The sequence below is a fragment of the Hymenobacter chitinivorans DSM 11115 genome, assembly GCF_002797555.1.
GTDB lineage: Bacteria > Bacteroidota > Bacteroidia > Cytophagales > Hymenobacteraceae > Hymenobacter > Hymenobacter chitinivorans.
Genome location: NZ_PGFA01000003.1, coordinates 500,232 through 524,112 on the forward strand (window position 1 = coordinate 500,232; position 23,881 = coordinate 524,112).

Sequence of the window (23,881 nt, forward strand, 5' to 3'; positions counted from 1 at the left end):
GAAGTGCGGGCAAAAGTCTGGGCCGCCGGTGAAGCATAGGTGAAGTAAAATGTTCACCTTTAAGCTCCACCTTGCGCATCCCGCCATGCATCCCCACGAAGAGCTACTGCACCGTTTCTACCAAAGCTTCCAGCGCCGCGACCATGCCGCCATGGCTTCCTGCTACCACCCCGAGGCCACCTTCGACGATGCCGCCTTTTCGCTGCAAGGCGCGGATATCGGGCTCATGTGGCGCATGCTCATCGAGCGGGGTAAAGACATGCAGCTGACCTACAACCACATCCAGGCCGACGACCAGCAGGGCCGGGCCGTGTGGGATGCGCACTACTCGTTTTCCCAAACCAAGCGGCGGGTGCACAACCACATCAACGCCCGCTTCACCTTCAAGGACGGCAAGATCCTGACCCACCACGACCAGTTCAACTTCTGGCGCTGGAGTCGGCAGGCCCTGGGCCCCATCGGCTGGCTGCTGGGCTGGACGTCTTTTCTGCAAAGCAAAGTGCGCAAGTCGGCCGCCGAAGGATTGCAGCAGTTCAAGGTTTCACGTGGGGTGTAGCCTGTTATTGCGAGCGAAGAGCGGCAATTCGTCCGCTGCTAGCAACAAACGTTCTTCTCGCAGAAGGCCCTTCCCGTTGCGTGTAGAGACGCATACTTGCGTCTCAATCGTTGCTGATGTTATTTATTTCGCGGTGTAACCACTACGTCGTTCAACGACGAGACGCAAGTATGCGTCTCTACATCCCGATAATAAAAAGCCCTTTCCTGCTCGTGCGGGAAAGGGCTTTCTGGGTAAAGGGCAGGTCGTACTGCGCAGAGGACTGATTGCTTCGTCGTGCCTCCTCGCAATGACACGTTTTGTCACGCAAGGGCCGGTTTTTTTCCTCTACCAGATTTTCACCCGGGTGCTGTCGGGGCGCCAGAGCTTCTGGCCTTCTTTCACCTGGAAGGCTTCGTAGAACTCGGGCACGTCGGCGAAGGGGCCATTCACGCGGTACTGGGCCGGGGAGTGCACGTCGGTCAGGATGCGCTGGGCCAGCACCTCGTTGCGCTGGTGATTCTGCCAGCCTAGCGCATAGCCCAGGAAGTAGCGCTGGGTCGGGGTCAGGCCCCCGATTTTCTCGCCCTTCTTGTACTGCTCGGTCTTTTTAAAGGCGTCGAAGGCAATGACGATGCCGCCCAGGTCGGCAATATTCTCGCCGGCCGTGGCCTTGCCGTTGATGTGCAAGGAATCCAGGACGGTGTAGCCGTTGAACTGCCGCACGATGCCATTGACGCGCTGCTGGAAGGCGGCGCGGTCCTTTTTGCTCCACCAGTTGCGCAGGTTGCCCTTCTCGTCAAACTGGCTGCCTTCGTCGTCGAAGCCGTGGGTCAGCTCGTGGCCGATGGTGCTGGCCCCGGCGTAGCCGTAGATGATGGCGTCGTCGGCGTTTTTGTCCTCCAGGCCGGGAATGGCGAAGATGGCGGCCGGCAACACGATTTCGTTATTGCTGGGGTTGTAGTAGGCATTATACGTCTGGGGCGTCATGTCCCACTCGGTGCGGTCCACGGGCTTGCCCAGCTTGTGGATGTTGTAGCGGTACTGCCACTCGTTGGCGCGCATCACGTTGGCCAGGTACGAGTCGCGCTTGATTTCCAGGCTGGAATAGTCGCGCCACTTGTCGGGGTAACCTACCTTGGGCGTAATCTTGGTCAGCTTCACCAGGGCTTTCTGCTTGGTCGAGTCGCTCATCCAGGTCAGGGCCTGGATATGCTCCCGGAAGGCTTCCACCACGTTCTGAGTCAGCTTGGCGTAGCGCTCCTTGGTTTCGGGGGCGAAGTATTCTTTCACGAACAGCTGGCCCAGGATTTCACCCATGCCGCCTTCCTCTTCGTCCAGCACCCGTTTCCAGCGGGCCCGTTGCTGCTTGCTACCCTGCAGAGTAGTGCCGTAGAAGCGGAAATGCTCGTTGTCGATGGGGCGGCTGAGCTGGCTGGCAAAGGCATTCACCAGGTGCCACTGCAAATACGCCTGCCACTGATCCAGGGGCACCGACTTGAGCAGCTGCCCGGCTTTCTGGTAAAACTCGGGCTGACCCACAATCACCGTATCAGCTTTGAGCTCCATCTGGGCCAGCCAGGGCGTCCAGTCGAGGCCGGGGGTGATTTTGCCCAGGTCGGCCACGGCGCGCTTGTTGTAGTTGGCGTACGGGTCGCGCAAATCTTCCAGCTTGCGCGAGGAGCCGGCTAGCTGGGTTTCGAGCTGCATAATCTGGCCGGCGCGGCGCTGGGCCGTTACGGAGTCCTGGCCGGTGAGCTGCAGCATGCGGGCCACGTGGCGCACGTACTCCTTGCGGATGTTGCTGGTGCGCGAGTCCTTGTTGAAGTAGTAGTCGCGGTTGGGCAGGCCCAGGCCCGCCTGGTAGAGGTGCAGGGCCATTTTGTCGCTGTTCTTGGCGTCCTGCGCCACGTAGAGGCCAATGAGGGAATTCACCCCCAGCACCTTGTGGCGGGCCACCACGCTCTGCACGTCGGCCACCGACTTGATGGCCGCAATCCGGTCCAGCTCGGGCTTCAGGGGCGCAATGCCCTGCTTGTCGATGGCCGCGGAGTCGAGGCCGGTGGCCCAGAAGTCCCCGATTTTCTGCTGGCTCGTGCCGGCCGCGGCGTTGGCCTTGGCGGCTTCCTCGTTGAGGGCGCGCAGGCGGGCGTACACCTCGTTCTGCACTTCCTTACCAATGCCCCAGGAGCTTTCGGAGGCCGGAATCGGGTGCTGCTTCAGCCAGCCGCCGTTGGCGTAGGTGAAGAAGTCGTCGCCGGGGCGCACGGTGGTGTCGAGGTTGGCTTGCAGCAGGTCGGGCTGACCCGCGCCGCCGGCTTTGTTGCCGGAGTTGCAGCCCGTCAGGGCCAGGCCCAGCAGGAGGGGAGCCGCCAGCCGCCAGGGCCGGAACGAGGAAACAGAAAGCATAGAAAAGGCTGAGAAGGGGAAGAATAGTCAGAGCAAGATACTGCGCCGCCCGCATTCCTTCGCCGGGAAATGCTCATCTTTCCAGCGGCCGGCTCAGGCGGCGGGGGCACTTACTTCCACGAGCAGGAAATCCAGCGCCTGAAAGTAGAAGGTATAAGTGTCGCGCAGATTGCGGGGAGGTTGCTCAACAGGAACCGCGGCGGCCTGCAGTTGCTGATATTTGCGCTCCACTTCCTGCGGGGTGGCGCACATAAACCCGATGTGAAACGCCTTGGGGTAAGTGGGCTGCGCCTCGGGCAGGGGCATGAGCACCAGCAGGAAGTCATCCTGCCCGCGGAGTACCACCAGGGCATTGTCGCCCTTCACGTCGGTGCAGGTAAAGCCGAAGGACTCTTCGAAAAACTGCCGGGCCCGGGCCACGTCGGGCACGGGCAGGTTGAGGTGGTTGAGCTGCATGATAGTCAGGAGTTAAGGTTGAGTAACAGGATGAGAAACAAAGATAAAACTAAAAATGAAAGGTCTTTCATTTTTGTATAATGGCTAAGCAGAAACAGCTCGACAAGGCCGAGGCTATCCGGCAGGCGGCCCTGGCTATGATAGTGGAGGAAGGATTCCACGGCCTGAGTATGCCCCGCCTCGCGGCCCGGGCGGGCATTGCCCCCGGCACTATTTACCTCTACTTCCAGAACCGCCAGGATTTGCTCGACACCCTTTACCTTGAAGTGCGGCAGCAGGGGGATGCAGCCATGCTGGCGGGTTTCGACGCCACGATGCCGCTGGCTACGGGCCTGCGCGTGCTCTGGCACAATACCTTTCACTACTTCGTGGCGCACCCGCTGGAGTTTGCCTTCACCGAGCAGTTTATCAACTCACCCCACTTTGCGGCCGTGGCGGCCCGCGAGAATCCCGAGTTTCGGGAGCAGCGCCGGGCCTTTTACCGCCACGCCCGGGAACGGGGCGAGCTGCGGGAGTTGCCAGTCGAAGTATATTGGGCCGTGGCCTTTGCCCCACTCTACCAGCTGATCCGCTTTGCCCTGAACGGGAGCTTGCACCTGCCCGCCGACTTTCAGGACATGGAGCAGAAGCTGAACCAAGCCCTGGAAGTGGTGGTAGCGGCCCTGCAAGCTCCCTAACCACGCGGCGCCACGCCGCGGCTTTCTGCGTATGTGGCCCCGGATGCCACCTCACCGGCAACACCAACCCTATGCTCCTCAAACTACTGCTGCTCAACCTGGTCCTGGCGGCTTACCTCACCGGCGTTATCTGGATGGTGCAGCTCACCCACTACCCCGGCTTTGCCCAGGTGCCGGCCGCGGGCTTCGGGGCGTTTCATCAGGCGCATTTGCGGCGCATGGGCTGGGTGGTGATGGGCCCGATGGTGGCCGAGCTGGGACTGAGCGGCTGGCTGGCCTGGGTGGGCCGCGCGCTGGGCCCGGCCGTGTGGTGGAGCCTGGCCCTGGTAGTAGGTATCTGGCTGGTGACCTTCTTTATTTCGGTGCCGTTTCACAACCGCCTGACCCGGGACGGCTACAACTACATTACCATCGACGGGCTGGTGCGCACCAACTGGCTCCGTACTTTGGCCTGGACGCTGCGGCTGCTGGTGCTGAGCTTCCTGCTCTGGCAGCAGCTCTAACCCACCCGTATTCCGTTAACTTTCCCGCGTTTCCGCCGTTTCTGCCCTATGCTTCCTCCCGCCGACGCCTTCTTACCCGAGCTCCAGTTCCAAACCAGCCGCAGCAGCGGACCAGGCGGCCAGAACGTGAACAAGGTAGAGTCCCGGGTGGAGCTGCGCTTCCACCTCGGCAACTCCCAGCTGCTCACGGACGAGCAGAAGCAGACCTTGCTGGCAAAGCTGGCCTCGAAGCTGACGACGGAAGGTGAATTGCTGCTTACGGCCCAGGAAGACCGGAGCCAGCTGCGCAACAAGGAAATCGTGGTCCAGAAGTTCTACGACACCCTGCGCAAGGCTTTGCACAAGCCCAAGCCCCGGAAGGCTACCAAGCCCAGCAAAGGCGCCGTCCGGCAGCGCCTGGAGTCCAAGAAAAAGCACGGCGAAAAGAAGGCTAACCGCGGCAAGCTGGATTTTTAGCCCGCAGCAAAGCGGCGTATTCGCGGCCCCGGGCCCACTGCTTCATTAAGGATGCTGCCGGGCGGTTCAAGCATCTTGCGCTGCTTTTGTCGAAAGGCTGGCGTAAACTTCCAAAGCCGACATTCTGGCTCTGACCGCCAGCTAAACCCTTCTCTTGCCGTTGAAAGTCACTTTCCCTTCCTCCTTAGTGGCTACCGAGGACGCGTTAGCCACTAACGGGGAAGGGAAAGTGGTTACCGAACATACGTTAGCCACTTCTGCGGAAGCATTAGTCACTAACGTATCGTCATTAATGACTACCGAGCACGCCTTAGTCACTAATGACGATACGTTAGTGGTTAACGAGGCCGCGAAAGTGACTTTCTGGACAGCGTAAAGGGCTTCGGCATTCTCGGCAAGGACTTCCGACGTTTTGCTCCCGGCGGCGGCTTAGAGCAAAGTGCCGCGCAGCACCATCGTGGCCACCGAGAAGTAGATAATCAGGCCGGTAACGTCCACGAGCGTGGCCACGAACGGGGCCGAGGAAGTGGCCGGGTCCAGGCCCAGGCGTTTGAGCAGCATCGGCAGCATGGCCCCCGATAAAGCGCCCCAGAGCACGATGCCCAGCAGGGAAAAGCCCACGGTAACGGCAATCAGCAGCCAGTAGGGACCGAAGTAGCCCGGGTCAATGTAGTTGGCCCAGAGAATGATGCGCAACGAGCCCACCACGCCCAGGATACCACCCAGCAGCAGGCCCGAAATGATTTCGCGCCGCATGACCAGCCACCAGTCGGAGAGGGTAAACTCGCCCAGGCTCATGGCCCGGATGATGAGAGACGTGGCCTGGGAGCCGGCATTGCCGCCGGCCGAAATAATGAGGGGAATAAACAGACCCAGCACGGCGGCCTTCTGCAAATCGTCCTCGAAGTGGTGCATGGCCGAGGTAGTCAGCATCTCGCCGATGAGCAGAATTACCAGCCAGCCGGCCCGCTTCTTGACCATGCTCCAGATGGACGTGGCCAGATACGGCTCATCCAACGCCTCCGAGCCCCCCAGCTTTTGAATGTCCTCGGTGTCTTCCTCTTCCCGGATGTCGAGAATGTCGTCGATGGTCACGATGCCGAACAGCACCCCGTCGTCGTTGACGACGGGCAGGGCCACCCGGTCGTTTTTGCGAAACACGTCGATGGCCGCTTCCTGGTCCTGCATGGCGTTCAGGCTCACGTAGCGGCGGTCCATCAGCTCACTCACCCGCCGGTCGGGCTCGGCCAACAAGAACTCCCGGATGCGGATGTCGTCGATGAGCACCCCGCGGTTGTCGGTCACGTAGAGCATGCTCAGGGTTTCGGACTGCCCGCCGTGCCGCCGGATGTAGTCGAGCACCTGCTGCACGGACCAGTTCTCGCGGATGGCAATGTAGTCGGGCGTCATCAGGCGGCCCACCGAGTACTCGGGGTAGCCCAGCAGCTCCAGGGTCACGCGCCGCTCCGGCTCCGAGAGGGTCTGAATCAGCTCCTTCACGAAGTCGTCGGGCAGAAACTCCAGCAGGGCCGTCCGGTCATCGGGCGACATCTCGTTGAGAATGTCCGAAATCTTGTCCTGGGACAGGTTGGCCAGAAAGTGGCGCTGAATGTCCAGGTCCAGGTACTCGAATACTTCGGTGGCCAGCTTGAGGGGCAGCAGGCGGAAGATGATGAGCTGCTCACGCTCCTCCTCGTTGTCGATGAGCTCGACCAGCTCCGAGGGCTCAAACGACTTGAGGACTTCCTTTAATTTGAAAAACTCGCCCTCCTGAATCAGGGACGTAATTTGGTCAGTGGTCGGGTGCTGATTCATGGAAAAAGTCAGGAGGGAGGTGCTTCGCTAGGCAGCAGATTGAGTGAGTAATTCGGCGCGCAAAAGTAGACCAAAAAACTGGCCCGGCCGCGCGGTAGTCCATCATTTTCCGTAACGCCAAACCTGGCCCGGCAATTCCCGGACCCGGGCGCAAATCTTGGACTTATCCGCGGTGGCTGGTTTCGGTGCCGCCGAGCTGCTGCTACCCGGTTCTGGGCCCTTGCCGCCGGCCCGACAAGGGCTGTTGCCGGCCCTAGCGCCCGGTTCAGCCGCCGTGGTTTTGCCTGGGTCACCTCGAAAAAATAATGTTTGCATAACCCGCTCGGTAAGGCCCGATAAATCAAATTGGTAACGCCCTTCCCTTTCTACCCACCTTATTAAGTAGCTCAACGGTGGCAACTCCCCACGGCCAGCCCCGTTGGGAAATCGATATCCCGTGTACATTTGAACCTGCTTACTCCTTTTATTATGCCCCAGTCGTCCTCGTCACCCCTCGGAACGCTCGTGGCCCTCGGCGGCGGCGACGACGATGCCCTGCTGGCCCTGCTCGTCGATATGCTGGCCGACCCGGCCGCGCCCATCCTGATTCTGGCCATGGCCGCCAGCGACGCCACCGTGACGGCCGGCAACTACAGCAAGGCCCTCAAGGAGCTGGGCGCCACCAACGTGTGCCACGTCAAGATCGACGAGCGCCACTCGGCCGACAAGCCCGCCTCGCTGCGCCGCTTAAAAGAGTCGCGCCTGGTCTTTTTTACCGGCGGCGACCAGGAAATGATAACCGAGTTTTTGCGTGGTACCGAGTTTTTGCGCGAGCTGATTCACCGCTACCACACCCAGGCCGACTTCATCGTGGCCGGTACCAGCGCGGGGGCGTCGGTGATGCCCGAGCACATGCTCGTGTCGGGCTACGGCTGGCGGGCCCTGCGCAAGGGCGGCATCCGCACCGACCACGGCCTGGGCCTGATCAGCGGCGTGCTCATCGACCAGCACTTCGTGGAGCGGGGCCGCTTTGGGCGCCTGGCCCACGCCATGCTCACGCACTCCATGTGCCTGGGCTTGGGCCTGGCCGAGGAAACCGGCGTTATCATCCGGCGGGGGCAGGAAGCCGAAGTGTTTGGCGACGGCGTGGTGATGGCCGTGGATGGCAAGCACATGCACGGCAACAACCTGGGCCGCATCGGCCGCGGGGAGCCCGTGGCCGCCCAGGATTTCCGGGTGCACCTGCTAGTGAGCGGGCAACGGCTCAATTTGAAAACCCGGCAGGTAGTAAATGAGGAATAATAGCTGCATTTTTGGGCTGCAAACGCTGTTTGCCCACCAATGAAAATAGTCGGCACGCCGACTATTTAATTCATTTTTCTCCCTACATTTAATCCCAGTAACCCCTCATTCTCACCCTTTCCCCTTTTTTTATGAATTTAAAAACTCTACTCCTCGCGGGTGGTGCGCTGCTCTCGGGTACGGCAGCCTCAGCGGGTGGATACCAAGTGACGCTGGCCGGGATAAAGAACAACGGCATGGGCGGCGTAGGTGTAGGCCTTTCCCTGGACCAGGCAGCCATGTTCTACAACCCCGGTGCCCTCGCCATGGTGCGGGAGCGGGGTGTGCAGCTCGGCGGCAACCTCACCTTTGCCCGCAACGCCTTCGTGGCCGAGGGTAGCACTACCCAGCGCGAGCTGCGCAATTCCATCAGCACGCCCTTCGGCCTGTTTGCTAGCTTCGGTCCCGCCGAGGGCAAGTTCCGCGCCGGCATTGCGGTGTACACGCCCTTCGGCAGCACGCTCAAGTATGCCGAAGGCTGGGAAGGCCGCACGGCTCTGACCGACATCGACCTGAAGTCTATCTACGTGCAGCCAACGTTCAGCTACGCCCTGACCGAGCAGCTGAGCGTGGGCGTGGGCGTGACGGTGCTGGCCTACGGCGCCGTAAACCTGCAAAAGGATATTGCCCTGCCCGATTCCTACGGCCACATTGAGCTGGACGGCAAAGCCAAGACCAAAGTTGGCTACAACGCCGGCGTATTCTTCAAGCCTTCCTCGAAGCTGTCGGTGGGCATCAGCTACCGGTCCAAGATTGACGCTCAGGTAGAAGACGGCGACGTAACCTTCACGGGCATCGGCGCGGCCTTCGCCTCGTCGTTCAAAGCCACCAAGTTTGGCGCGACGCTGCCGCTGCCGGCTACCACCAGCCTGGGTCTGGGGATTATGCCCACCGAGAAGCTGACCATCGGGGCCGATATCAACTACGTGAACTGGAGCGCCTACCGCAACCTGGAGTTTGCCTTCAACGACGTAGTGGGCCCCTCGAACTTCTCGACCTCGAAGCGCTACTATCAGGATGCCTTCACCTTCCGCCTCGGCGGCCAATACAAGGTCACGGATAAGTTTACGGCCCGCGTGGGTGGCGCCTACGACAACTCACCGGTGAAAAACGGCTACGTAACGCCCGAAACGCCCGACGCCGACCGTTTCAGCGGTACCGTTGGGGCTTCGTACGCGGTGAACGAGCACTTCAGCGTAGACCTCTCCACGCAGTTTGTGACTTTCCAGAAGCGCAGCCAGAGCCAGCAGGACCTGATCAACAACCAAACGACGGACCGGATTGCCGGCACCTACAAGACCAACATCGTAATTCCGGGTCTGGGCCTGAATTATAACTTCTAATTCCCATCGCCTCTCGTCTCATGAATACTACATTGTTTCGCAAGTTGGTGCCGGTGGCACTGCTGGGGCTGGGTTTTACTACCGCTTGTCAGCCCGACATCGAGGATCAGTACCCGGTCAGCAAAGGCTCGGCTGATTTCACCCGCTACATCTCGGTGGGCAACTCCCTGACGGCCGGCTACTCCGATGGGGGCCTGTACCTGGAAGGCCAGCTCAGCTCGTATCCCAACCTGCTGGCCGGGCAGTTCAAGCAAGCCGGCGGCGGCGACTTCAACCAGCCTTTGTTCACCGAAGCGCAAAGCAACGGCTCGGGCTACCTGCGGTTGGTGGGCATTGTCAACGGTAGCCCGGTAACGGCTTCGGTGACGAGCAACCTGGCCGTGCGCAGCGCCTCGCCGCTGCTCTACACGCGCTACGACGGCCCCGTAAACAACCTGGGCGTGCCTGGCATCCGCCTGGCCGACATCCAGACGCCGGGCTACGGCAGCACCCAGGGCAACCCCTACTTCGAGCGGATTACGCCCACGGCCAGCGCCACCCAGACCTACTTCCAGCGCGTGAAGGCCGAGGCCGCCACTGCTACGTTCTTCACTAACTGGCTCGGCAACAACGACGTGCTGGGCTACGCTACCACTGGTGGGGCTTCCACGGCCGCGGCTTCTACCATTACCAACACGGATACCTTCCGGCTCAAGTACAACCGTATTGTGAACGTGTTGACGGCCAATGGTGCCAAAGGTGTGCTGGCAACCATTCCCGACGTGACGACCATTCCGTTCTTCACCACCGTAGGCCCCTCGTTTAAGGCCACGCTGCAGTCGAAGCAGGTTCCTGGCCTCATCGTAATGTCGGGCTCGGCGGCCGGTGGTGCTCCGGGCTATACTAACCGCAAGCCTATCACGACGGCAGATATCAAGGATGCCGCCGGCACTGGCCGGCAGCTGTTCACCCTGACCGCCGCGCCGTTTCTGCCTCTGGTTGGTACGCCTACGGGTCGTCCCTGGCGTTACATCTACGGGCAGAGCGGGCAGCCCGCCATTGGTTTCCCGCTGTTCCTCGCAGCCTATGGCATCGATACGACCAAGGTATTTGGTGTAACCAACGAAAACCCGATTCCCAGCGCCTTTATACTGGATGACTCGGAGCAAAACGCAATTCGCACGGCGCTGACGTCTTTCAACACGACTATCCGCAACAAGGCGGCTGAAAAAGGTCTGGCTCTGTTCGATGCCAACACCTTCTTCACGGTAGTAAGCGGCGGCGGTATCGTGACCAATAACATCAACAACACGTCGGCTTACATCACCGGCAACCTGTTCTCGCTGGACGGTGTGCATCCCACGCCCCGTGGCTACGCCATTGTTGCCAACGAGATGATCAAGGCCATCAACGCGACGTACGGGGCCTCGGTGCCGTTCGTGAATGCCGGTAATTACCGGGGCGTGCGGTTCCCCCAATAAAGGGTGCTTTCTGCCTTAACAAGCTCCTTCCCGGTTTCCGGGAAGGAGCTTTTTTTATGCCCCTACACCAGATTGCTACCGCCCCGGGCCCGACTGGCTACCGGAAACTGAGAAAGGCTACATATAAATGTGATGCAATAAAATATTGTTAAATGTATAGCGGGAGCCGCTGGAGGTTGCTAGGGCCGAATCATGTGAGGAGCCGTTTTTGCGGGCCGCGGAGGCGGCATTCTACCTTTGTTGCACACTCGCAGCCGGCGTCTTGCTGGCGGGGCAACAATACTTTTTCCCAACCTCCTTCTTCCTACCTGCGCTATGAAAACGCACTTCCGCTTCCCAATGCTGGCTTTGCTGGCCGCTACTACTCTGGTTTCGTCCTGCACGAAAGACAAGGAAAACCAGCCCGCTCCCAAAACCAAAACCGAGATGCTGTCGGGCAAAGACTGGGTGCTGACGGGCCAGACCGTGACCCCCGGCCTGCGGGCAGATGACGGCACCATCGTAACCGACCTGTTTCCCTACCTCGACGACTGCGACAAGGACGATTTGATGCGCTACGAAACCAGCGGCAGCTGCGTGCTCAACGAAGGCCCCTCGCGCTGCGAGCCCACCAGTCCTCAGCAGTATGCCGGCACTTGGTCGTTCGAGAGCAACGAAACCGTGCTCAAAACCAGCATCCAAAGCCTGGGCAACAGCAGCTTTAACCTCGTGGAGCTCAATGATAACTCGCTGAAGCTAAGTGGTATTCGCCGCATTGAGAATGCCGAGTACAAATTTACGTATACCTACGCCAAGAAGTAAGCCTGGCCGTTTGCCCCCGGGGTGGCCTGCCGGTAGTGGTGGGCCGCCCCGGGGAGCTAGGTCCGGTGCCGAATGGGCCGGCATTTATCTTCTGCTAGCTTTGTAGGCTGCTCTAGCTGGGCCCCGCCTCCCCAACACTGGTTTGGAGGCGTTGTGCACTGGCCTGGCCAGCAGCAAGTCGTTCTACCTTTTATCATTTTCTATGAAACGTTTACCTATTGCCATTCTGGCCTTGGCTTGTGCTTTTACGGGCTGTAAGAAGGAGGAAGAAGCGGCTCCTTCTAAAACCTCGCTGCTCACCGCCCGCAACTGGCGGCTGATTGCTGACGTGAGTAGCATTACTAGCGGCGGCAAAACCACGAGCTACGATGAGTTTGCCGATTACGACGAGTGCGAGAAAGACAACTTCACCAAATTCAGCTCCGACAAAAAGGTGACCGTGGACGAGGGCAAGCTCAAGTGCGACCCGAATGGCGACCAGCAAAGCAGCGGCACCTGGGACTTTAACTCCGATCAAACCAAGCTTCTGCTCGACTCGCCCGACCTGGGGGGAGTAGTGATTCCCTTTGAGCTGGTTGAGCTGGGTGCCAACACCATGAAGCTTCGCATTACCCAAACGCTGGGCGCCGATTCCTACTCGGAAATTTACACGTTTAGCGCCCTGTAAAGCGCTGCCGCACCCATACGCTAAAAGGCCCGTTCTGCTACCAGAACGGGCCTTTTGGCGTGGGGATTAGTCTGCTTGTGGTTCTGCCAGGCGGGCCGCAATGATGGCCGCGTGGTGGCGCCCGTTTTCGATAAACCAGCGGCTGGTGTTGAGGCCCCCGCACACGGTGCCGGCCAAGAACACGCCCAACCGGTTGGTTTCGAAGGTTTCCGGATTGTGGGTCGGCGTGCGGGCCGCGTCGTCCTGAAACGAAACGCCCAGAGCTTCGAGCAGGCTGTAGTCAGGGCGGTAGCCGGTCAGGGCGTAGACGTAGTCGGCGGGCAGCTGCTGCTCACCCCCGGGTGTGACGACGGTAACGCCCGCCGCCGAAATACTCTGCACCGTCGTGTGGTAGAAAGCCCGAATTCGGCCTTCGGCAATACGGTTGAGCAAGTCGGGCCGAATCCAGTACTTCACCGACTCCGACACGGCGGCCCCGCGCACCACCAGCGTGACCTGGGCCCCGGCCCGCACGAGCTGCAGCGCCGCTTTGGCCGCCGAGTTTTTGGCCCCGATAATCACCACCGACTGCCCCATGTGGGCGTAGGGCTCCTTGTAGTAGTAGCTCACGTGCGGCGCGTCTTCGCCGGGCACGCCCAGGCGGTTGGGCACGTCGAAAAAGCCAGTCGCCACGATGACAAAGCGCGTGGCCAGCGTGCCTTTCTCCGTCACGACTTCGTAGGCGCCGGGCGTGCCGGTGAGGCGTAACACCCGCTCGTAGAGGCGCAGGGTAAGGTTTTCGGCCACGGCCACGCGGCGGTAATAGTCGAGGGCGTCTTCGCGCAGGGGTTTATAATGAGCCGTGGGGAAAGGGTAGCCCCCGATTTCGAGCAGCTCGGGCGTGGAGAAAAACTCCATGTTGGTAGGGTAGCCCACCAGGGAATTGACCAGGGCCCCTTTATCGACCACGCACACGCTCAGGCCCCGGCGCTGCGCTTCCAGGGCGCAGGCCAGGCCCACGGGCCCAGCCCCGATAACTACCACGTCGTAGGCGGCCGGCGCGGCAGCAGAATTGATATTTTCCAGCATAACACGTCTAATACCCGGGAGCTTTGCTTCTGGTTTACAAAAAAGCGAAGATACCCGCCCGGGCCAGCTTGGCTTAAGGAAGACCAGCGGGTTCTACCTGACGGGGGGAGGATGCAACTTCTGGGTTCCAGACCAAACTGCGTAACTTGGCAGTTCATCCCGCAGTTGGCTTGTTATGCAACGTGTACGTCTGTTTTGGCTGGTTTGCCTGGCACTAAGCTTGAGTGCGGGCTGCAAAAAGGAGAAAACCGATTCGAAAGCCGCCCTGCTGCTCGATAAAAACTGGCAGGTCCAAGCCATTTCCATTACTTCTACCGGTGCCCAGGCCGGCACCGTGGATGGCTACGCCCTGCTGCAGCCCTGCGAAAAGGACAATTACCTGCGCTTCAGCGCCGACAAAACCCTGGAACAAAACGAGGGTGCCAACCGCTGCGCCGACAAGCCCCAGCAGTCGAAAGGCAGCTGGGACGTGCACCCCGACTATACCACCATCAGCTTGCAACTACCCGAATATAGCCGGGTGGCCGCCGTGCAAATGGACATCGTGACGCTGGAAGAAAGCCGGCTGGTGCTGAAGAGCACCGTGGTGCAGCCCGACCAGACCGTAGTGACGCTCACGACCTTCGGGGTGCAGTAGAAGCTTTGGGGCCGTTACGCCCGGCGCTGCCGCCCCTGCAGGGCCCCGGTCGACCACAGGGCCGTGCCGATGAGCACGGGCTGGAAGAAGAGGCGGCCGAGGCGCTTGGCGTCGGTGTCGAGGCCGAAGGCGGAAATATGGTGGGTGTACTGGTGCACGTTGCCGGGAAATACGGCCGCGTAGAACAGTCCTAGCCCTAGGCCCATTTCCCGGCGGCGGCGCTGCCAGAGCAGCAGGGCCAGCCCCAGGCCGATTTCGACCACGCCCGACTGCAGCACCACCGTGTCCTTGTCGAGCGGCACGAAATCGGGGACCTGGGCCTGAAACTCGCGGCGGGCCACGGTGAGGTGGCTCAGGCCGGCTACGATCATAAAGGCGCCCAGGCCGAGGCGGGCCACGTTCTGGGCAGTAGTGGTGGAAGGCTGAGAAGTCATGAGCTTTGAGCTGAGAGTGGAGGCGTGCTGCTCAGCTATACGGGGCGCCGGTAGTAAGAGTCGGTTCTTAGCGACTTGCCCACTCTACTTTGCCAACGCAGCTGTTATCAAGCAGCAGGCACGCTGCTTCGTTTTCCTTATAAGGAAAAACCCGGTGAACCGCCGGATTGGGAACCGAGGAAGGAAAGCTGTATTGCCCGTCCTGGGCGGCAATGCGCGGCACCGAAACCAGCGGCAGCTTTTCGGGAGCCGGAATGACGGCGCTGCCCGCACTGCCCATCATGTGGGCCAGGGAAGCCAGCACATGATACTGCCCGTCCTGCTTCCAGACTAAAGTGCCACACGTGGCGTCGGCGTAGTGCGTCCGGTGGGTTTGCTTGTCGTAGAAATACAGGAACCCCAAATTCCCCGCTGCATTCCATTGAGCAAACGAAACGCTCGTCCTCGAAAAGCTTCGGCTGTTTGGCAAAAGGCAAGGCTGGCTTAGCCGTGTGCCGAGCATGTTGAATCGTGTCGTAAGCGTAGGCTTGCTTAGTGCGCCAGCCAATGAGCTGGTCGTTGGAAATCCAGTGCTGCTCGAAACGCTGGGTGTTAAAGCTGCTGCTCCAGCAGCTCATTGCGGCGCAAATCCTGCAGCCGGTAACACGCAAACTTGCCGGGCGCAACCAGGACCACCAGGCAGTGCCGGTAGATAACGGAATAAGAGGCCGGGTATTCTGCGCCGCCAAACGGGTTGGTTAATCGGACGGTTTGGCGCTGCGACAACAACGGCTGCTCCGCCAGATGCACTTCGAACTGAGGTTGTTTTTGGCAGGTAACGGTTCCGCTGTACACACTGCCCCGGTAGATAACTGGCGGCGCCAACAGCGTGTCGCCACGGCGCCCGCGCTGCTTAAAGACACGCAGCAGCTCGTCGTAGCCGACCGTAGTGTACACGGGCGTGGAGCCGAACCGGCCTGGGGGTGGCCATAGCAGGGCAAGCCGAGCACTACCCCCATCGGAAGGGTAGCGAGGGCATTTTCAGGTGTTTCTACGGGATGCAGGTAATAGTACCTGCAAGTGTAATTCAGGGGTTTATACGCTGAAACCCGGGGGGCGCGCACTGTTCCTTTGTGTCATTCAGCAGCACGCCGGTTCGCGGCTGGTCAGCTACTGAGTGAGGTATTGCTTACATAATTCACCTTTTAATTATTTCACCATGATTGACGCCGTTGTAGACGTTTCGCACTACCAATCGACCATTGATTTTGCCACTGTAGCCAGTAGCGGAATTCTGGGTCTGATTCACAAAGCCACCGAGGGCCTTACCGATGTGGACCCCCTGTACGCCAGCCGCAAGCCATTGGCCTTGGGCGTTGGCTTGCTATGGGGCGCCTATCATCTGGGGCATAACGAGGATGGCACGGCCCAGGCCAACCATTTTCTGAGCACGGTGCAGCCCGGCCCTACCGATTTGCTGGTGCTGGACTTTGAAGACACCGGAGCAGGGGCCAGCATGGGGCTGCAGCAGGCCGAAGACTTCGTAAAGCAAGTGTATCAGGCTACCGGCCGTTATCCGGGCTTGTATGCCACCAACGGCTACTTGTTGCAAAACGATGCCCAGAACAGTTCTATTCTGCAGCAATGCTGGCTGTGGATAACCGACTGGGCCGCCGTAGCCGAGCCAGTTCACCCGCCCCAGTGGAACACCTGGACGCTCTGGCAACACACCAATGGCCAAACAGGATTGCCCCCCTTCGCCGTCGATGGCATCGGCCCCTGCGACCGTGACAATTTCAACGGCTCGGCCGATAACTTGCGGCGGCTGTGGGGCGCAGTCCCGGCTAGCTCCGAACCGGCTCCTGCGCTGGCCGTGCAAGGGTAGTTACGTTTAATTCAGTAGAAAACGCAACAAGCGAAGCGCTATGGTAAAGCGCTTCGCTTGTTGCGTTTCGGGTGTGTTAGTGGGCCTGCAGCCAGTTCTGACCGGTGCCCACTTCCACTTCCATCGGTACGCTCAGGGGCAGGGCCCCAATCATCAGCTCCTTGATGCGCGGAATGATGTAGTCGACTTCCTGCTTGGGCGCGTCAAAAACCAATTCGTCGTGCACCTGCAGAATCATCTTGGTGCCCAGGTTTTCCTTGTCCAGCCACTCGTGGATGCGGATCATGGCAATCTTGATGATGTCGGCGGCGGTGCCCTGAATCGGGGCGTTGATGGCGTTGCGCTCGGTGAAGCCCCGCAGCGTGGCGTTGCGGGAATTAATGTCGCGCAGGTAGCGGCGGCGGCCCAGCAGGGTTTCGGCGTATTCCAGCTCCCGGGCCTTGTTGATGCTGGCGTCCATGAACTGCTTCACGGCCGGAAACTCCTCGAAATAGGCGTCGATGATTTCCACGGCTTCCTTGCGGCCCACGCCCAGGCGCTGGGCCAGGCCGAAGGCCGAAATGCCGTAGATGATGCCGAAGTTGACCATTTTAGCCTTGCGGCGCATTTCCGAGTCCACGGCTTCCAGCGGCACTTTAAACACCTTGCTGGCCGTGCTGCTGTGAATGTCGATACCCTGCCGGAAAGCCTCAATCATGGTGGCGTCCTTCGAGAAGTCGGCCATGATGCGCAGCTCAATCTGGGAGTAGTCGGCCGCCACCAGGATATGGTCGGCGTCGCGTGGGACGAAGGCCTTGCGGATTTCCCGGCCTTTCTCGGTCCGAATCGGAATGTTCTGCAGGTTGGGGTTGGTGCTGCTCAGGCGGCCGGTGGCGGTTACGGCCTGGTTGAAGCTGGTGTGCACCCGGCCGTCGGCCTCACACACGAGTTGGGGCAGGGCCTCGACGTAGGTGCTGCGGAGCTTGGTGAGCTGGCGGTGCTCCAGAATCAGGGCGGCGACGGGGTTTTCGGTGGCCAGCACGCTGAGCACTTCCTCGCCCGTGGCGTACTGCCCGGTCTTGGTTTTCTTGATTTTGCCACCCCCGAGCTGGAGCTTGTCGAACAGGATTTCGCCGAGCTGCTTGGGAGAGCCAATGTTGAATTCCTGCCCGGCTGCCGCGAAAATCTGCTTTTCAATGTCGGTAATGTAGCCCTGCAGCTGGGCCGAGTATTCGCCCATGGCGCTGGAGTCAATCCGGACGCCCTCGTACTCGACGTCGGCCAGCACCGGCACCAGCGGGTTTTCCACTTCGTTGAGCAGCTTGAGCAGGCCTAAGGCTTCGAGCTTGGGCTCAAAGACGTGCTTGAGCTGCAACGTCACGTCGGCATCTTCGCAGGCGTAGTCCGAAACCTGCGCGGGCGGCAGGTCGGCCATGGTTTTCTGCTTTTTGCCTTTGGGCCCAATCAGCTCCAGAATCGATACCGGCGTGTAATGCAGGTAGGTTTCGGCCAGCACGTCCATGTTGTGGCGCATGTCGGGCTCCAGCAGGTAGTGGGCCAGCATGGTGTCGAACAGGGGCCCACCGATGCGGATGCCGTAATGCTTGAGAATGGTCAGATCGTACTTGATGTTCTGCCCAATCTTGGTAATACCCTCGTGCTCCAGAAACGGCCGGAACTCGTCGACCAGGGCCTGGGCGGCCTCGTCGTCGTCGTGGGGCACGGGCACGTAGTAGGCCTCGCCGGGCAGCCAGCAGAAGGAGAGGCCCACCAGGCGGGAGGTCATCGTGTCGAGGCCGGTGGTTTCGGTGTCGAAGCTGACTTCCTTCTGCTGCAGCAAGAACTTGAGCAAGTCCTGGCGCAGGGCGGGCGTATCAATCAGGTGGTAATTGTGGGGCACTTCGGCCAAAGTGCGGCGGGTGGTGGGCAGCGCGTCGGCTTCGTCGTCCTCAATAAACTCGGTAATGCCCGCCGGGGGCGCAAACAGGGAAGCCTGGTGGCCGGCTCCGGTCGGAATCATGCTTTTCTTGCCCTTGGCCGGGCTAATCGGCGTGGCCGAAGTGCGGGCGGGGCCGGTTTTGAGCACCCGGGCCGCCAGCTGCCGAAACTCCAGCTCGTCGAACAACGCGGTGAGCTTCTCCTCGTCGGGCACGGAGCAGCACAGCTCCTCGGGCTCGAAGGGAATGGGCACGTTGACGTGAATCGTGGCCAGCTCCTTGCTCAGCAGGCCCTGCTCGGCGAAGTTGCGCACGTTTTCCTGCTGCTTGCCCTTGAGCTGGTCCACGTTGGCAATCAGGTTTTCGACCGAGCCGTACTGCTTAATCAGCGCCTTGGCCGTCTTCTCGCCGATGCCGGGAATGCCGGGAATGTTGTCGGAGGCGTCGCCCTGCAGCCCCAGAATGTCGGTGACCTGCTCGACCCGGTCAATTTCGAAGCGCTGCAGCACGTGGGCCAAATCCAGCACCTCGGCCGAGTTGCCCATAAACGCCGGCCGGTAAATCTTGATTTTCTCGGTGACGAGCTGGCAGTAGTCCTTGTCGGGCGTCATCATGTACACCTCCTCGAAGCCGTGCTCCTCGGCCCGCTGGGCCAGGGTGCCGATGACGTCGTCGGCTTCAAAGCCATCCATAATCAGGATTGGGATGTTGAAGGCTTCGATAATCTTTTTGATGTAGGGAATTGCCGTGCCGATGTCCTCGGGCATGGCCTGGCGCTGGGCCTTGTACTCGGCAAACTGCTCGTGACGAAAGGTCTTCTTGGCCGCGTCGAAGGCCACGCCGATGTGGGTGGGCTTTTCCTTTTGCAGCACTTCCACCAGCGTGTTGGTAAAGCCCAGCACGGCGCCGGTGTTCATGCCCTTGGAGTTGATGCGCGGGTTTTTGCTGAAGGCAAAGTGGGCCCGGTAAATCAGGGCAAAGGCGTCGAGCAGGAAGAGCTTTTTGCGGGGTTGGGTGGCGTCGGTCATAGTGAGGGCGAAGGTACGCAACGAGCGGGCGTTACGAGCGGCAAATAGTGGTTAGCTTTGATGGTTAGACTAACCAACAGGAATGAAAAGATTCATACGCATCACTGCTTTATTGGTAACAGGCCTCAGCTATTATCTCCCCGCGCCGGCCCAAACGCTGGACCCCAGCTTTGCCGCCGTGGAGCTGGAAAAGACCGGCATAATCGAGGATGCCCTGCTGCAAGCCGATGGCAAGTACGTGGTAGGCGGCACCTTTACGCGCCTCAACGGCACGGCGGCTAAGGGGCTGGCCCGCCTCAACGCCAACGGCACCCTGGACGCCACTTTCCGCACTACCGGAGCTGATGCGGAAGTAACCCAGGTTACGCTGCAGGACAATGGCCGTATCGTGGTGGGCGGTAATTTCACTACCGTGGATGGCCGCAGCTCCGCGCTGGTGGCCGGGCTGCTGGCGGATGGCAGCGCGGATGCTTCCTTCACAACCACGGCCAGCTATACCACTTCCACCTCCTCTACTCCGGTTCTGAGCCTGGCGCCGCTGCCCGACGGCAGCCTGCTGGTGGGGGCAGCGCGGCTACGTTCAACGGTATTACGGGGATATTGCACCGGCTCTCGGCGGCGGGCGTCGCCGATGCGGCCTACAACACGGCCCTGGCCGGCGGACCCACTTTTCCCGGCACCGCTCCTATAGTGTACAGCATTGCGGCTCTGGCCGATGGCAAACATTACGTGTCGGGTTATTTCAGCCAGTTTGGGGCTCGGCGGCTTCGGGCGTGGCGCGGCTCACTGCCAACGGCACCCGCGACAATTCGTTTGTAGCCGCCCTGACCGAAAACCTGGTGCCCAGAATTCTGCCCCTGCCGACGGGGCAGCTGCTGGTGGGCAGCGTCCGGCTGAACGGGCAGTTTGGGAGCCTAGCCCGCCTGACGGCCACCGGGGCCCTGGACCCAACCTTTACGACGGGCCTGGCCAGCTATGGGCTTAGCGAAATGCGGCAACTGGCCAACGGGCGAATCCTGGTAGCGGGCAGCACCATCGGCACCAGTGGCAACTCGGGTGGGCCGCTGGCCTTGCTCAATGCCAATGGCGGCTTCAATACCTCGTTCAACAGCGCCGGCGTCTTCTCACCCGCGGATGCCTTCATCAGCAGCCTGGTAGTGCAGCCCGACGGCGCTTTCCTGGTTGCCGGCCAATTCACCCACGTCGGCGGAGTGGCGCGGGCCGGCCTGGCCCGCCTCACGGCGCCCGGCGTGCTGGCCGTAGGCCGCCAGCAAAGCTCGGCCCGCACCGAAGTCTGGCCTAACCCGGTGCACGACAAGCTCACGTTAAGCCTAGACCTGGCCGCCCAGCCCCGGCAGCTCACGCTCATCGATGCGCTGGGCAAAACCGTGCTGCGCCAGCCCGCTGCCACTGGCATTGTAACCGTGCCGCTGCTCCACCTGCCCGCCGGCGTGTACGTGCTGCGCGTGGAGTACGCCGACGGCCCCGTGACGCGCCGCGTGGTAGTCGAGTGAGCCCGAAGTTAGTTTCAGCGTAACGCTCGGGCGCTGCCCGGCCAGCTCACCGCTGCCCGGACCCACAAACGGAAAAGCCCCTATTTTATCTGCCGGGGCCGGTTCCTAACTTGCTGCCAGTCGCCGGAAATATATCAATCAAAGGTTCTTTAACGTTTTTACAATGTCCCATAAACTACTCGTTGTCTTTCTGCTACTGCTGGCGGCCCATTTCGAAACCCGGGCCCAGAGCGTAGACCCCACTTTTGCGCCCGTCACTACCTATGCCACGGGCGCCGTGACGGCCATGGCCCTGCAAGCCGACGGCAAATACATAGTAAGCGGCAATTTCAACCGGGTTAACGGTGCAGCCGCCTCGACGCTGGTGCGCCTCAATGCCGACGGCTCGTTCGACCAAGGCTTTGCCGCTAACGTCCGGACCCGCTCGGCTTTCGCGACGGTGACGGTTCTGCCCAGTGGGCACCTGCTCGTGACGACGGCCAGCGGCGTGGTTTCGCTTAATGGGCAAAATTATAACTCCCCGGTGAAGCTCAACGCCGACGGGACGGTGGCCAGCAGCTTCAGCGTCGGCAGCGGGGCCCAGGGCAGCATCCGGGCCCTAACGGTGCAGCCCGATGGCAAAGTGCTGCTGGCGGGTCCGTTCACGACCTTCAACGGCAGTCCGGCCCCGGGCCTGGTGCGCCTCAACCCCGACGGCAGCGTCGACCAGGCTTTTTCGACAGCGCTGGGCACGGGTTTCAACAACGAGATATTCGCCATAGCCTTGGAGTCGACGGGGAATATTCTGGTGGCTGGCACATTCTCCAATTTCAACAACACGGGCCGCCGGGCCCTGTTGCGGCTGCGGCCCTCGGGGGCCCTGGATACGAGCTACAACCCACTGGTGACCAACGCCAATGCCACGGCCGCCGGCGTCGCCATCGACCCTACTACGGACCAGGCAGTGGTGTACGGCCTGGTTGGGGCACCGGAGTTGATCCGCCTGAATACGGACGGCAGCCAGGACGGGTCGTTCGTGGCCGCGTTGCCGTCGTATTGCGTGGGCTTCACGTTCTTTAATAACCGGAAGCTGCTCGTCGACGACTTTGGCCGGGTAATACTGGCCCGCAACTGCGTAACGGGGTCCAGCACGGGAGTGGGCAGCCAGTACGTGACCCGCTACTTGGCCTCGGGGGCGGTGGACCCGCAATTTTCGGCGGCGGGCCAGCCCAATAACACAGTGAATGCCATTGTGCGCCACCCCAACGGGCAGGTGCTGCTGGGCGGCTATTTCACGCAATACGGCTCAATGACGGAAACCCCGATAGTGCGGCTAACTGACCAGGGCCCGGTAGATGCCACCTTCCGTCCGGTACTGGACGCCTCGGGGTCCGTGCAGCGCATCGTGCGGCAGGCGGATGGCAAGCTGGTTGCGGCTGGTTTTTTCCGGGAAATAAACGGGCTGGCGGCCTGGAATGTGGCCCGGCTGAATGCCGACGGCACCCTCGACGCCAGCTTTAGCCGGCCCACCATCGACGGGGCCGTGCAAACCCTGGCCCTGCAGCCCGATGGTAAGATTTTGCTGGGTGGTAACTTCTCGACGGTGGCCGGGGTGGCTACCAACAGCCTGGTTCGCCTGCTGCCCAGCGGCACCGTCGACCCCAGCTTTACCAGTCCCGTTGCCGTGCGCGCCGGCGTGGCCGCGCTGGCTCTGCAGCCCGATGGCGCCATCTTGGTAGGAGGCAGCGGGATGCTGACCATCAACGGCCGCTCGGCCTACCTGCACCGGCTGCTACCCAACGGGCAACCCGATTTGGCTTACGCGCAAAACGTGGGCACCGGCCCCAGCGGCTCGGTGCAGGATATTGCCCTGCTGCCCGACGGCCGACATTACGTGGCCGGCTTTTTCACCCGCACCAATGGCGTATTTGCCGAATCGGTAGTGCGGCTGCTGCCCACTGGTGAGCTGGACCCCGGCTTCCAGTTGCCCGCCTCGCTGCCCACACTGCGCACGATACTCAAAGTGCTGCCCGTCGATAATAACCAAGTGCTCTTGGCCGGCTCCTTTAGCGGTTACAGTGCCTTTGCCCGCCCCAATCTGGTGCGCCTCAATGCCGATGGCACCGTGGACCCAACCCTGAATGCTGCCTTATCAGGCAGCCAGGTATCGGCACTGTACCAGCAGCCCGACGGCAAAATCATCGTCGGGACCATTAGCAACCAGTTCGTGGCCGGCGTCAGTCAGGGCGTGCTTTTCCGCCTGACCGCCGACGGGGCGCTGGACAACAGCTTTATAGCCGGTCCCAGCCAGATAGATGCCTCCGTGGCTGCCCTGGTGGTGCAGCCCGATGGGAAGCTGGTAATCGGGGGCACATTTGGCCAAGTATACGGGCAGGCGCGCCCGGCTATTGCCCGGATTATTGCGCCCAACGTGCTGGCCGTGGCCAACAAGCAACGCGAAGTCCGCACCGAGGCCTGGCCCGTGCCGGCCCACTCCAAGCTGCACCTGCGCCTGGATGCTACAGCCCGGCCCGAGTCGGTAGAGGTGCTCGATAATCTGGGCCGGGTGGTGCTCACCCAACCTGCTTCCAAGGCCGAGCTAAGCTTGCCCGTGCACCACCTGCGGGCGGGGCAGTACCTGCTGCGGGTGAATTACGCCGACGGTCCCGTGACGCGCCGCGTAGTGGTCGAGTAGGAGCTGGCGTAATCTGAGTTTACGAGTTTGCCGCCGCATCATTATTGGTGCGGCGGCTTTTTTTGCTGCGCAACGTCGATGCAGCTCAAGTGCTGGCGACAGGTGTAGGCCTGCTTGACCACCCGCGGCTCCATTCCGCAAAATGCGCTGGCCGACGCTCCGTAATTTTTTAGCTAAGTTGACAAGGGCAGTTACCCGGCCGCCGCTCACCGGCGGACTTCGTGCCTGCCCAGTGGGGGCCGGGCCTAGTGTGCCGGTAATACTACTCTGCCCTTAACCATCCAATCCTTGCTCCTTTCATAAT

22 protein-coding genes are annotated in these 23,881 nt (G+C 61.0%); 14 read left to right on the plus strand and 8 right to left on the minus strand.

Annotated features, from left to right (window positions below; genetic code table 11):
- The first annotated feature begins 85 nt into the window (after positions 1-85).
- The gene (locus CLV45_RS19065) at positions 86-556 is read left to right on the plus strand and encodes a nuclear transport factor 2 family protein (protein ID WP_100338063.1); all 471 of its coding nucleotides are present in this window, start codon (positions 86-88) and stop codon (positions 554-556) included.
- Positions 557-883: 327 nt separating this feature from the next.
- Here CLV45_RS19065 and CLV45_RS19070 read toward each other — a convergent pair whose 3' ends face one another.
- Positions 884-2,944 carry a M13 family metallopeptidase gene (locus CLV45_RS19070; RefSeq protein ID WP_100338064.1) on the minus strand — a complete coding sequence of 687 codons (2,061 nt, stop codon included), beginning with the start codon at positions 2,942-2,944 and terminating at the stop codon, positions 884-886.
- 93 nt (positions 2,945-3,037) lie between these two features.
- A complete protein-coding gene (locus CLV45_RS19075; RefSeq protein WP_100338065.1) occupies positions 3,038-3,400 on the minus strand; it encodes a VOC family protein in 363 nt (120 codons plus the stop codon).
- Positions 3,401-3,480: 80 nt separating this feature from the next.
- Here CLV45_RS19075 and CLV45_RS19080 point away from each other — a divergent pair, with 80 nt between their 5' ends.
- From CLV45_RS19080 to arfB, 3 genes are all read left to right on the plus strand, one after another.
- Positions 3,481-4,077, plus strand: a complete 597-nt coding sequence (locus tag CLV45_RS19080) for a TetR/AcrR family transcriptional regulator (RefSeq protein WP_100338066.1) — start codon at positions 3,481-3,483, stop codon at positions 4,075-4,077.
- A gap of 71 nt (positions 4,078-4,148) precedes the next feature.
- Positions 4,149-4,580, plus strand: coding sequence for a hypothetical protein (locus tag CLV45_RS19085; RefSeq protein ID WP_100338067.1), 432 nt, complete (start codon positions 4,149-4,151; stop codon positions 4,578-4,580).
- Between the two features lie 48 nt (positions 4,581-4,628).
- Complete coding sequence (gene arfB, locus CLV45_RS19090; RefSeq protein ID WP_100338068.1) at positions 4,629-5,036, plus strand: alternative ribosome rescue aminoacyl-tRNA hydrolase ArfB; 408 nt, start codon at positions 4,629-4,631, stop codon at positions 5,034-5,036.
- Positions 5,037-5,465: 429 nt separating this feature from the next.
- On the opposite strand, the gene mgtE is transcribed toward arfB, so the two are convergent.
- Positions 5,466-6,851 carry a magnesium transporter gene (gene mgtE, locus CLV45_RS19095; RefSeq protein ID WP_100338069.1) on the minus strand — a complete coding sequence of 462 codons (1,386 nt, stop codon included), beginning with the start codon at positions 6,849-6,851 and terminating at the stop codon, positions 5,466-5,468.
- 468 nt (positions 6,852-7,319) lie between these two features.
- Here mgtE and CLV45_RS19100 point away from each other — a divergent pair, with 468 nt between their 5' ends.
- The 5 genes from CLV45_RS19100 to CLV45_RS19120 all read left to right on the plus strand — a co-directional run bounded on the left by CLV45_RS19100 (position 7,320) and on the right by CLV45_RS19120 (position 12,442).
- Positions 7,320-8,132, plus strand: coding sequence for a cyanophycinase (locus tag CLV45_RS19100; protein ID WP_100338070.1), 813 nt, complete (start codon positions 7,320-7,322; stop codon positions 8,130-8,132).
- Between the two features lie 131 nt (positions 8,133-8,263).
- Positions 8,264-9,514, plus strand: coding sequence for an OmpP1/FadL family transporter (locus tag CLV45_RS19105; protein ID WP_100338071.1), 1,251 nt, complete (start codon positions 8,264-8,266; stop codon positions 9,512-9,514).
- Positions 9,515-9,534: 20 nt separating this feature from the next.
- A complete protein-coding gene (locus tag CLV45_RS19110; RefSeq protein ID WP_100338072.1) occupies positions 9,535-10,974 on the plus strand; it encodes an SGNH/GDSL hydrolase family protein in 1,440 nt (479 codons plus the stop codon).
- A gap of 315 nt (positions 10,975-11,289) precedes the next feature.
- Positions 11,290-11,775 (plus strand): DUF5004 domain-containing protein, encoded by a 486-nt coding sequence (locus tag CLV45_RS19115; RefSeq protein ID WP_100338073.1) that lies wholly within the window; start codon positions 11,290-11,292, stop codon positions 11,773-11,775.
- A 202-nt stretch (positions 11,776-11,977) separates the two neighbouring features.
- Positions 11,978-12,442, plus strand: coding sequence for a hypothetical protein (locus CLV45_RS19120; protein WP_100338074.1), 465 nt, complete (start codon positions 11,978-11,980; stop codon positions 12,440-12,442).
- Positions 12,443-12,508: 66 nt separating this feature from the next.
- Here the strand turns inward: CLV45_RS19120 and CLV45_RS19125 are convergent, their stop codons facing one another.
- Positions 12,509-13,510, minus strand: coding sequence for a YpdA family putative bacillithiol disulfide reductase (locus CLV45_RS19125; RefSeq protein WP_100338075.1), 1,002 nt, complete (start codon positions 13,508-13,510; stop codon positions 12,509-12,511).
- Positions 13,511-13,685: 175 nt separating this feature from the next.
- Here CLV45_RS19125 and CLV45_RS19130 point away from each other — a divergent pair, with 175 nt between their 5' ends.
- On the plus strand, positions 13,686-14,147 hold the full coding sequence (locus tag CLV45_RS19130) for a hypothetical protein (RefSeq protein WP_157807652.1): 462 nt from the start codon (positions 13,686-13,688) through the stop codon (positions 14,145-14,147).
- A gap of 14 nt (positions 14,148-14,161) precedes the next feature.
- Here the strand turns inward: CLV45_RS19130 and CLV45_RS19135 are convergent, their stop codons facing one another.
- The 3 genes from CLV45_RS19135 to CLV45_RS19145 all read right to left on the minus strand — a co-directional run bounded on the left by CLV45_RS19135 (position 14,162) and on the right by CLV45_RS19145 (position 15,517).
- Entirely contained in the window at positions 14,162-14,581 is a 420-nt protein-coding gene (locus CLV45_RS19135; protein ID WP_100338077.1) for a DoxX family protein, read from the minus strand.
- A 67-nt stretch (positions 14,582-14,648) separates the two neighbouring features.
- Positions 14,649-14,984, minus strand: a complete 336-nt coding sequence (locus CLV45_RS19140) for a hypothetical protein (RefSeq protein WP_100338078.1) — start codon at positions 14,982-14,984, stop codon at positions 14,649-14,651.
- A 188-nt stretch (positions 14,985-15,172) separates the two neighbouring features.
- Entirely contained in the window at positions 15,173-15,517 is a 345-nt protein-coding gene (locus tag CLV45_RS19145) for a hypothetical protein (RefSeq protein WP_100338079.1), read from the minus strand.
- Positions 15,518-15,779: 262 nt separating this feature from the next.
- Between CLV45_RS19145 and CLV45_RS19150 the strand changes: the two genes are divergently transcribed.
- A complete protein-coding gene (locus CLV45_RS19150; protein WP_100338080.1) occupies positions 15,780-16,445 on the plus strand; it encodes a glycoside hydrolase family 25 protein in 666 nt (221 codons plus the stop codon).
- A 76-nt stretch (positions 16,446-16,521) separates the two neighbouring features.
- On the opposite strand, the gene polA is transcribed toward CLV45_RS19150, so the two are convergent.
- Positions 16,522-19,389, minus strand: a complete 2,868-nt coding sequence (gene polA / locus CLV45_RS19155; protein WP_100338264.1) for a DNA polymerase I — start codon at positions 19,387-19,389, stop codon at positions 16,522-16,524.
- Between the two features lie 82 nt (positions 19,390-19,471).
- Here polA and CLV45_RS19160 point away from each other — a divergent pair, with 82 nt between their 5' ends.
- The 3 genes from CLV45_RS19160 (at position 19,472) to CLV45_RS19170 (ending at position 23,577) form a co-directional block, all read left to right on the plus strand.
- Complete coding sequence (locus tag CLV45_RS19160) at positions 19,472-20,080, plus strand: delta-60 repeat domain-containing protein (protein ID WP_100338081.1); 609 nt, start codon at positions 19,472-19,474, stop codon at positions 20,078-20,080.
- A complete protein-coding gene (locus CLV45_RS19165; protein WP_262496900.1) occupies positions 19,989-20,903 on the plus strand; it encodes a T9SS type A sorting domain-containing protein in 915 nt (304 codons plus the stop codon). The genes CLV45_RS19160 and CLV45_RS19165 overlap by 92 nt, the downstream gene beginning before the upstream one ends.
- A gap of 163 nt (positions 20,904-21,066) precedes the next feature.
- On the plus strand, positions 21,067-23,577 hold the full coding sequence (locus tag CLV45_RS19170) for a T9SS type A sorting domain-containing protein (protein WP_100338083.1): 2,511 nt from the start codon (positions 21,067-21,069) through the stop codon (positions 23,575-23,577).
- The last annotated feature ends 304 nt before the right edge of the window (positions 23,578-23,881 follow it).

What these genes read in the sequence shown, in the direction of transcription:
- CLV45_RS19065 (WP_100338063.1), top strand. Translation starts at nt 86, where the DNA reads ATGCATCCCCACGAAGAGCTACTGCACCGTTTCTACCAAAGCTTCCAG.
- CLV45_RS19070 (WP_100338064.1), bottom strand. Translation starts at nt 2,944, where the DNA reads ATGCTTTCTGTTTCCTCGTTCCGGCCCTGGCGGCTGGCGGCTCCCCTC.
- CLV45_RS19075 (WP_100338065.1), bottom strand. Translation starts at nt 3,400, where the DNA reads ATGCAGCTCAACCACCTCAACCTGCCCGTGCCCGACGTGGCCCGGGCC.
- CLV45_RS19080 (WP_100338066.1), top strand. Translation starts at nt 3,481, where the DNA reads ATGGCTAAGCAGAAACAGCTCGACAAGGCCGAGGCTATCCGGCAGGCG.
- CLV45_RS19085 (WP_100338067.1), top strand. Translation starts at nt 4,149, where the DNA reads ATGCTCCTCAAACTACTGCTGCTCAACCTGGTCCTGGCGGCTTACCTC.
- arfB (WP_100338068.1), top strand. Translation starts at nt 4,629, where the DNA reads ATGCTTCCTCCCGCCGACGCCTTCTTACCCGAGCTCCAGTTCCAAACC.
- mgtE (WP_100338069.1), bottom strand. Translation starts at nt 6,851, where the DNA reads ATGAATCAGCACCCGACCACTGACCAAATTACGTCCCTGATTCAGGAG.
- CLV45_RS19100 (WP_100338070.1), top strand. Translation starts at nt 7,320, where the DNA reads ATGCCCCAGTCGTCCTCGTCACCCCTCGGAACGCTCGTGGCCCTCGGC.
- CLV45_RS19105 (WP_100338071.1), top strand. Translation starts at nt 8,264, where the DNA reads ATGAATTTAAAAACTCTACTCCTCGCGGGTGGTGCGCTGCTCTCGGGT.
- CLV45_RS19110 (WP_100338072.1), top strand. Translation starts at nt 9,535, where the DNA reads ATGAATACTACATTGTTTCGCAAGTTGGTGCCGGTGGCACTGCTGGGG.
- CLV45_RS19115 (WP_100338073.1), top strand. Translation starts at nt 11,290, where the DNA reads ATGAAAACGCACTTCCGCTTCCCAATGCTGGCTTTGCTGGCCGCTACT.
- CLV45_RS19120 (WP_100338074.1), top strand. Translation starts at nt 11,978, where the DNA reads ATGAAACGTTTACCTATTGCCATTCTGGCCTTGGCTTGTGCTTTTACG.
- CLV45_RS19125 (WP_100338075.1), bottom strand. Translation starts at nt 13,510, where the DNA reads ATGCTGGAAAATATCAATTCTGCTGCCGCGCCGGCCGCCTACGACGTG.
- CLV45_RS19130 (WP_157807652.1), top strand. Translation starts at nt 13,686, where the DNA reads ATGCAACGTGTACGTCTGTTTTGGCTGGTTTGCCTGGCACTAAGCTTG.
- CLV45_RS19135 (WP_100338077.1), bottom strand. Translation starts at nt 14,581, where the DNA reads ATGACTTCTCAGCCTTCCACCACTACTGCCCAGAACGTGGCCCGCCTC.
- CLV45_RS19150 (WP_100338080.1), top strand. Translation starts at nt 15,780, where the DNA reads ATGATTGACGCCGTTGTAGACGTTTCGCACTACCAATCGACCATTGAT.
- polA (WP_100338264.1), bottom strand. Translation starts at nt 19,389, where the DNA reads ATGACCGACGCCACCCAACCCCGCAAAAAGCTCTTCCTGCTCGACGCC.
- CLV45_RS19160 (WP_100338081.1), top strand. Translation starts at nt 19,472, where the DNA reads ATGAAAAGATTCATACGCATCACTGCTTTATTGGTAACAGGCCTCAGC.
- CLV45_RS19170 (WP_100338083.1), top strand. Translation starts at nt 21,067, where the DNA reads ATGTCCCATAAACTACTCGTTGTCTTTCTGCTACTGCTGGCGGCCCAT.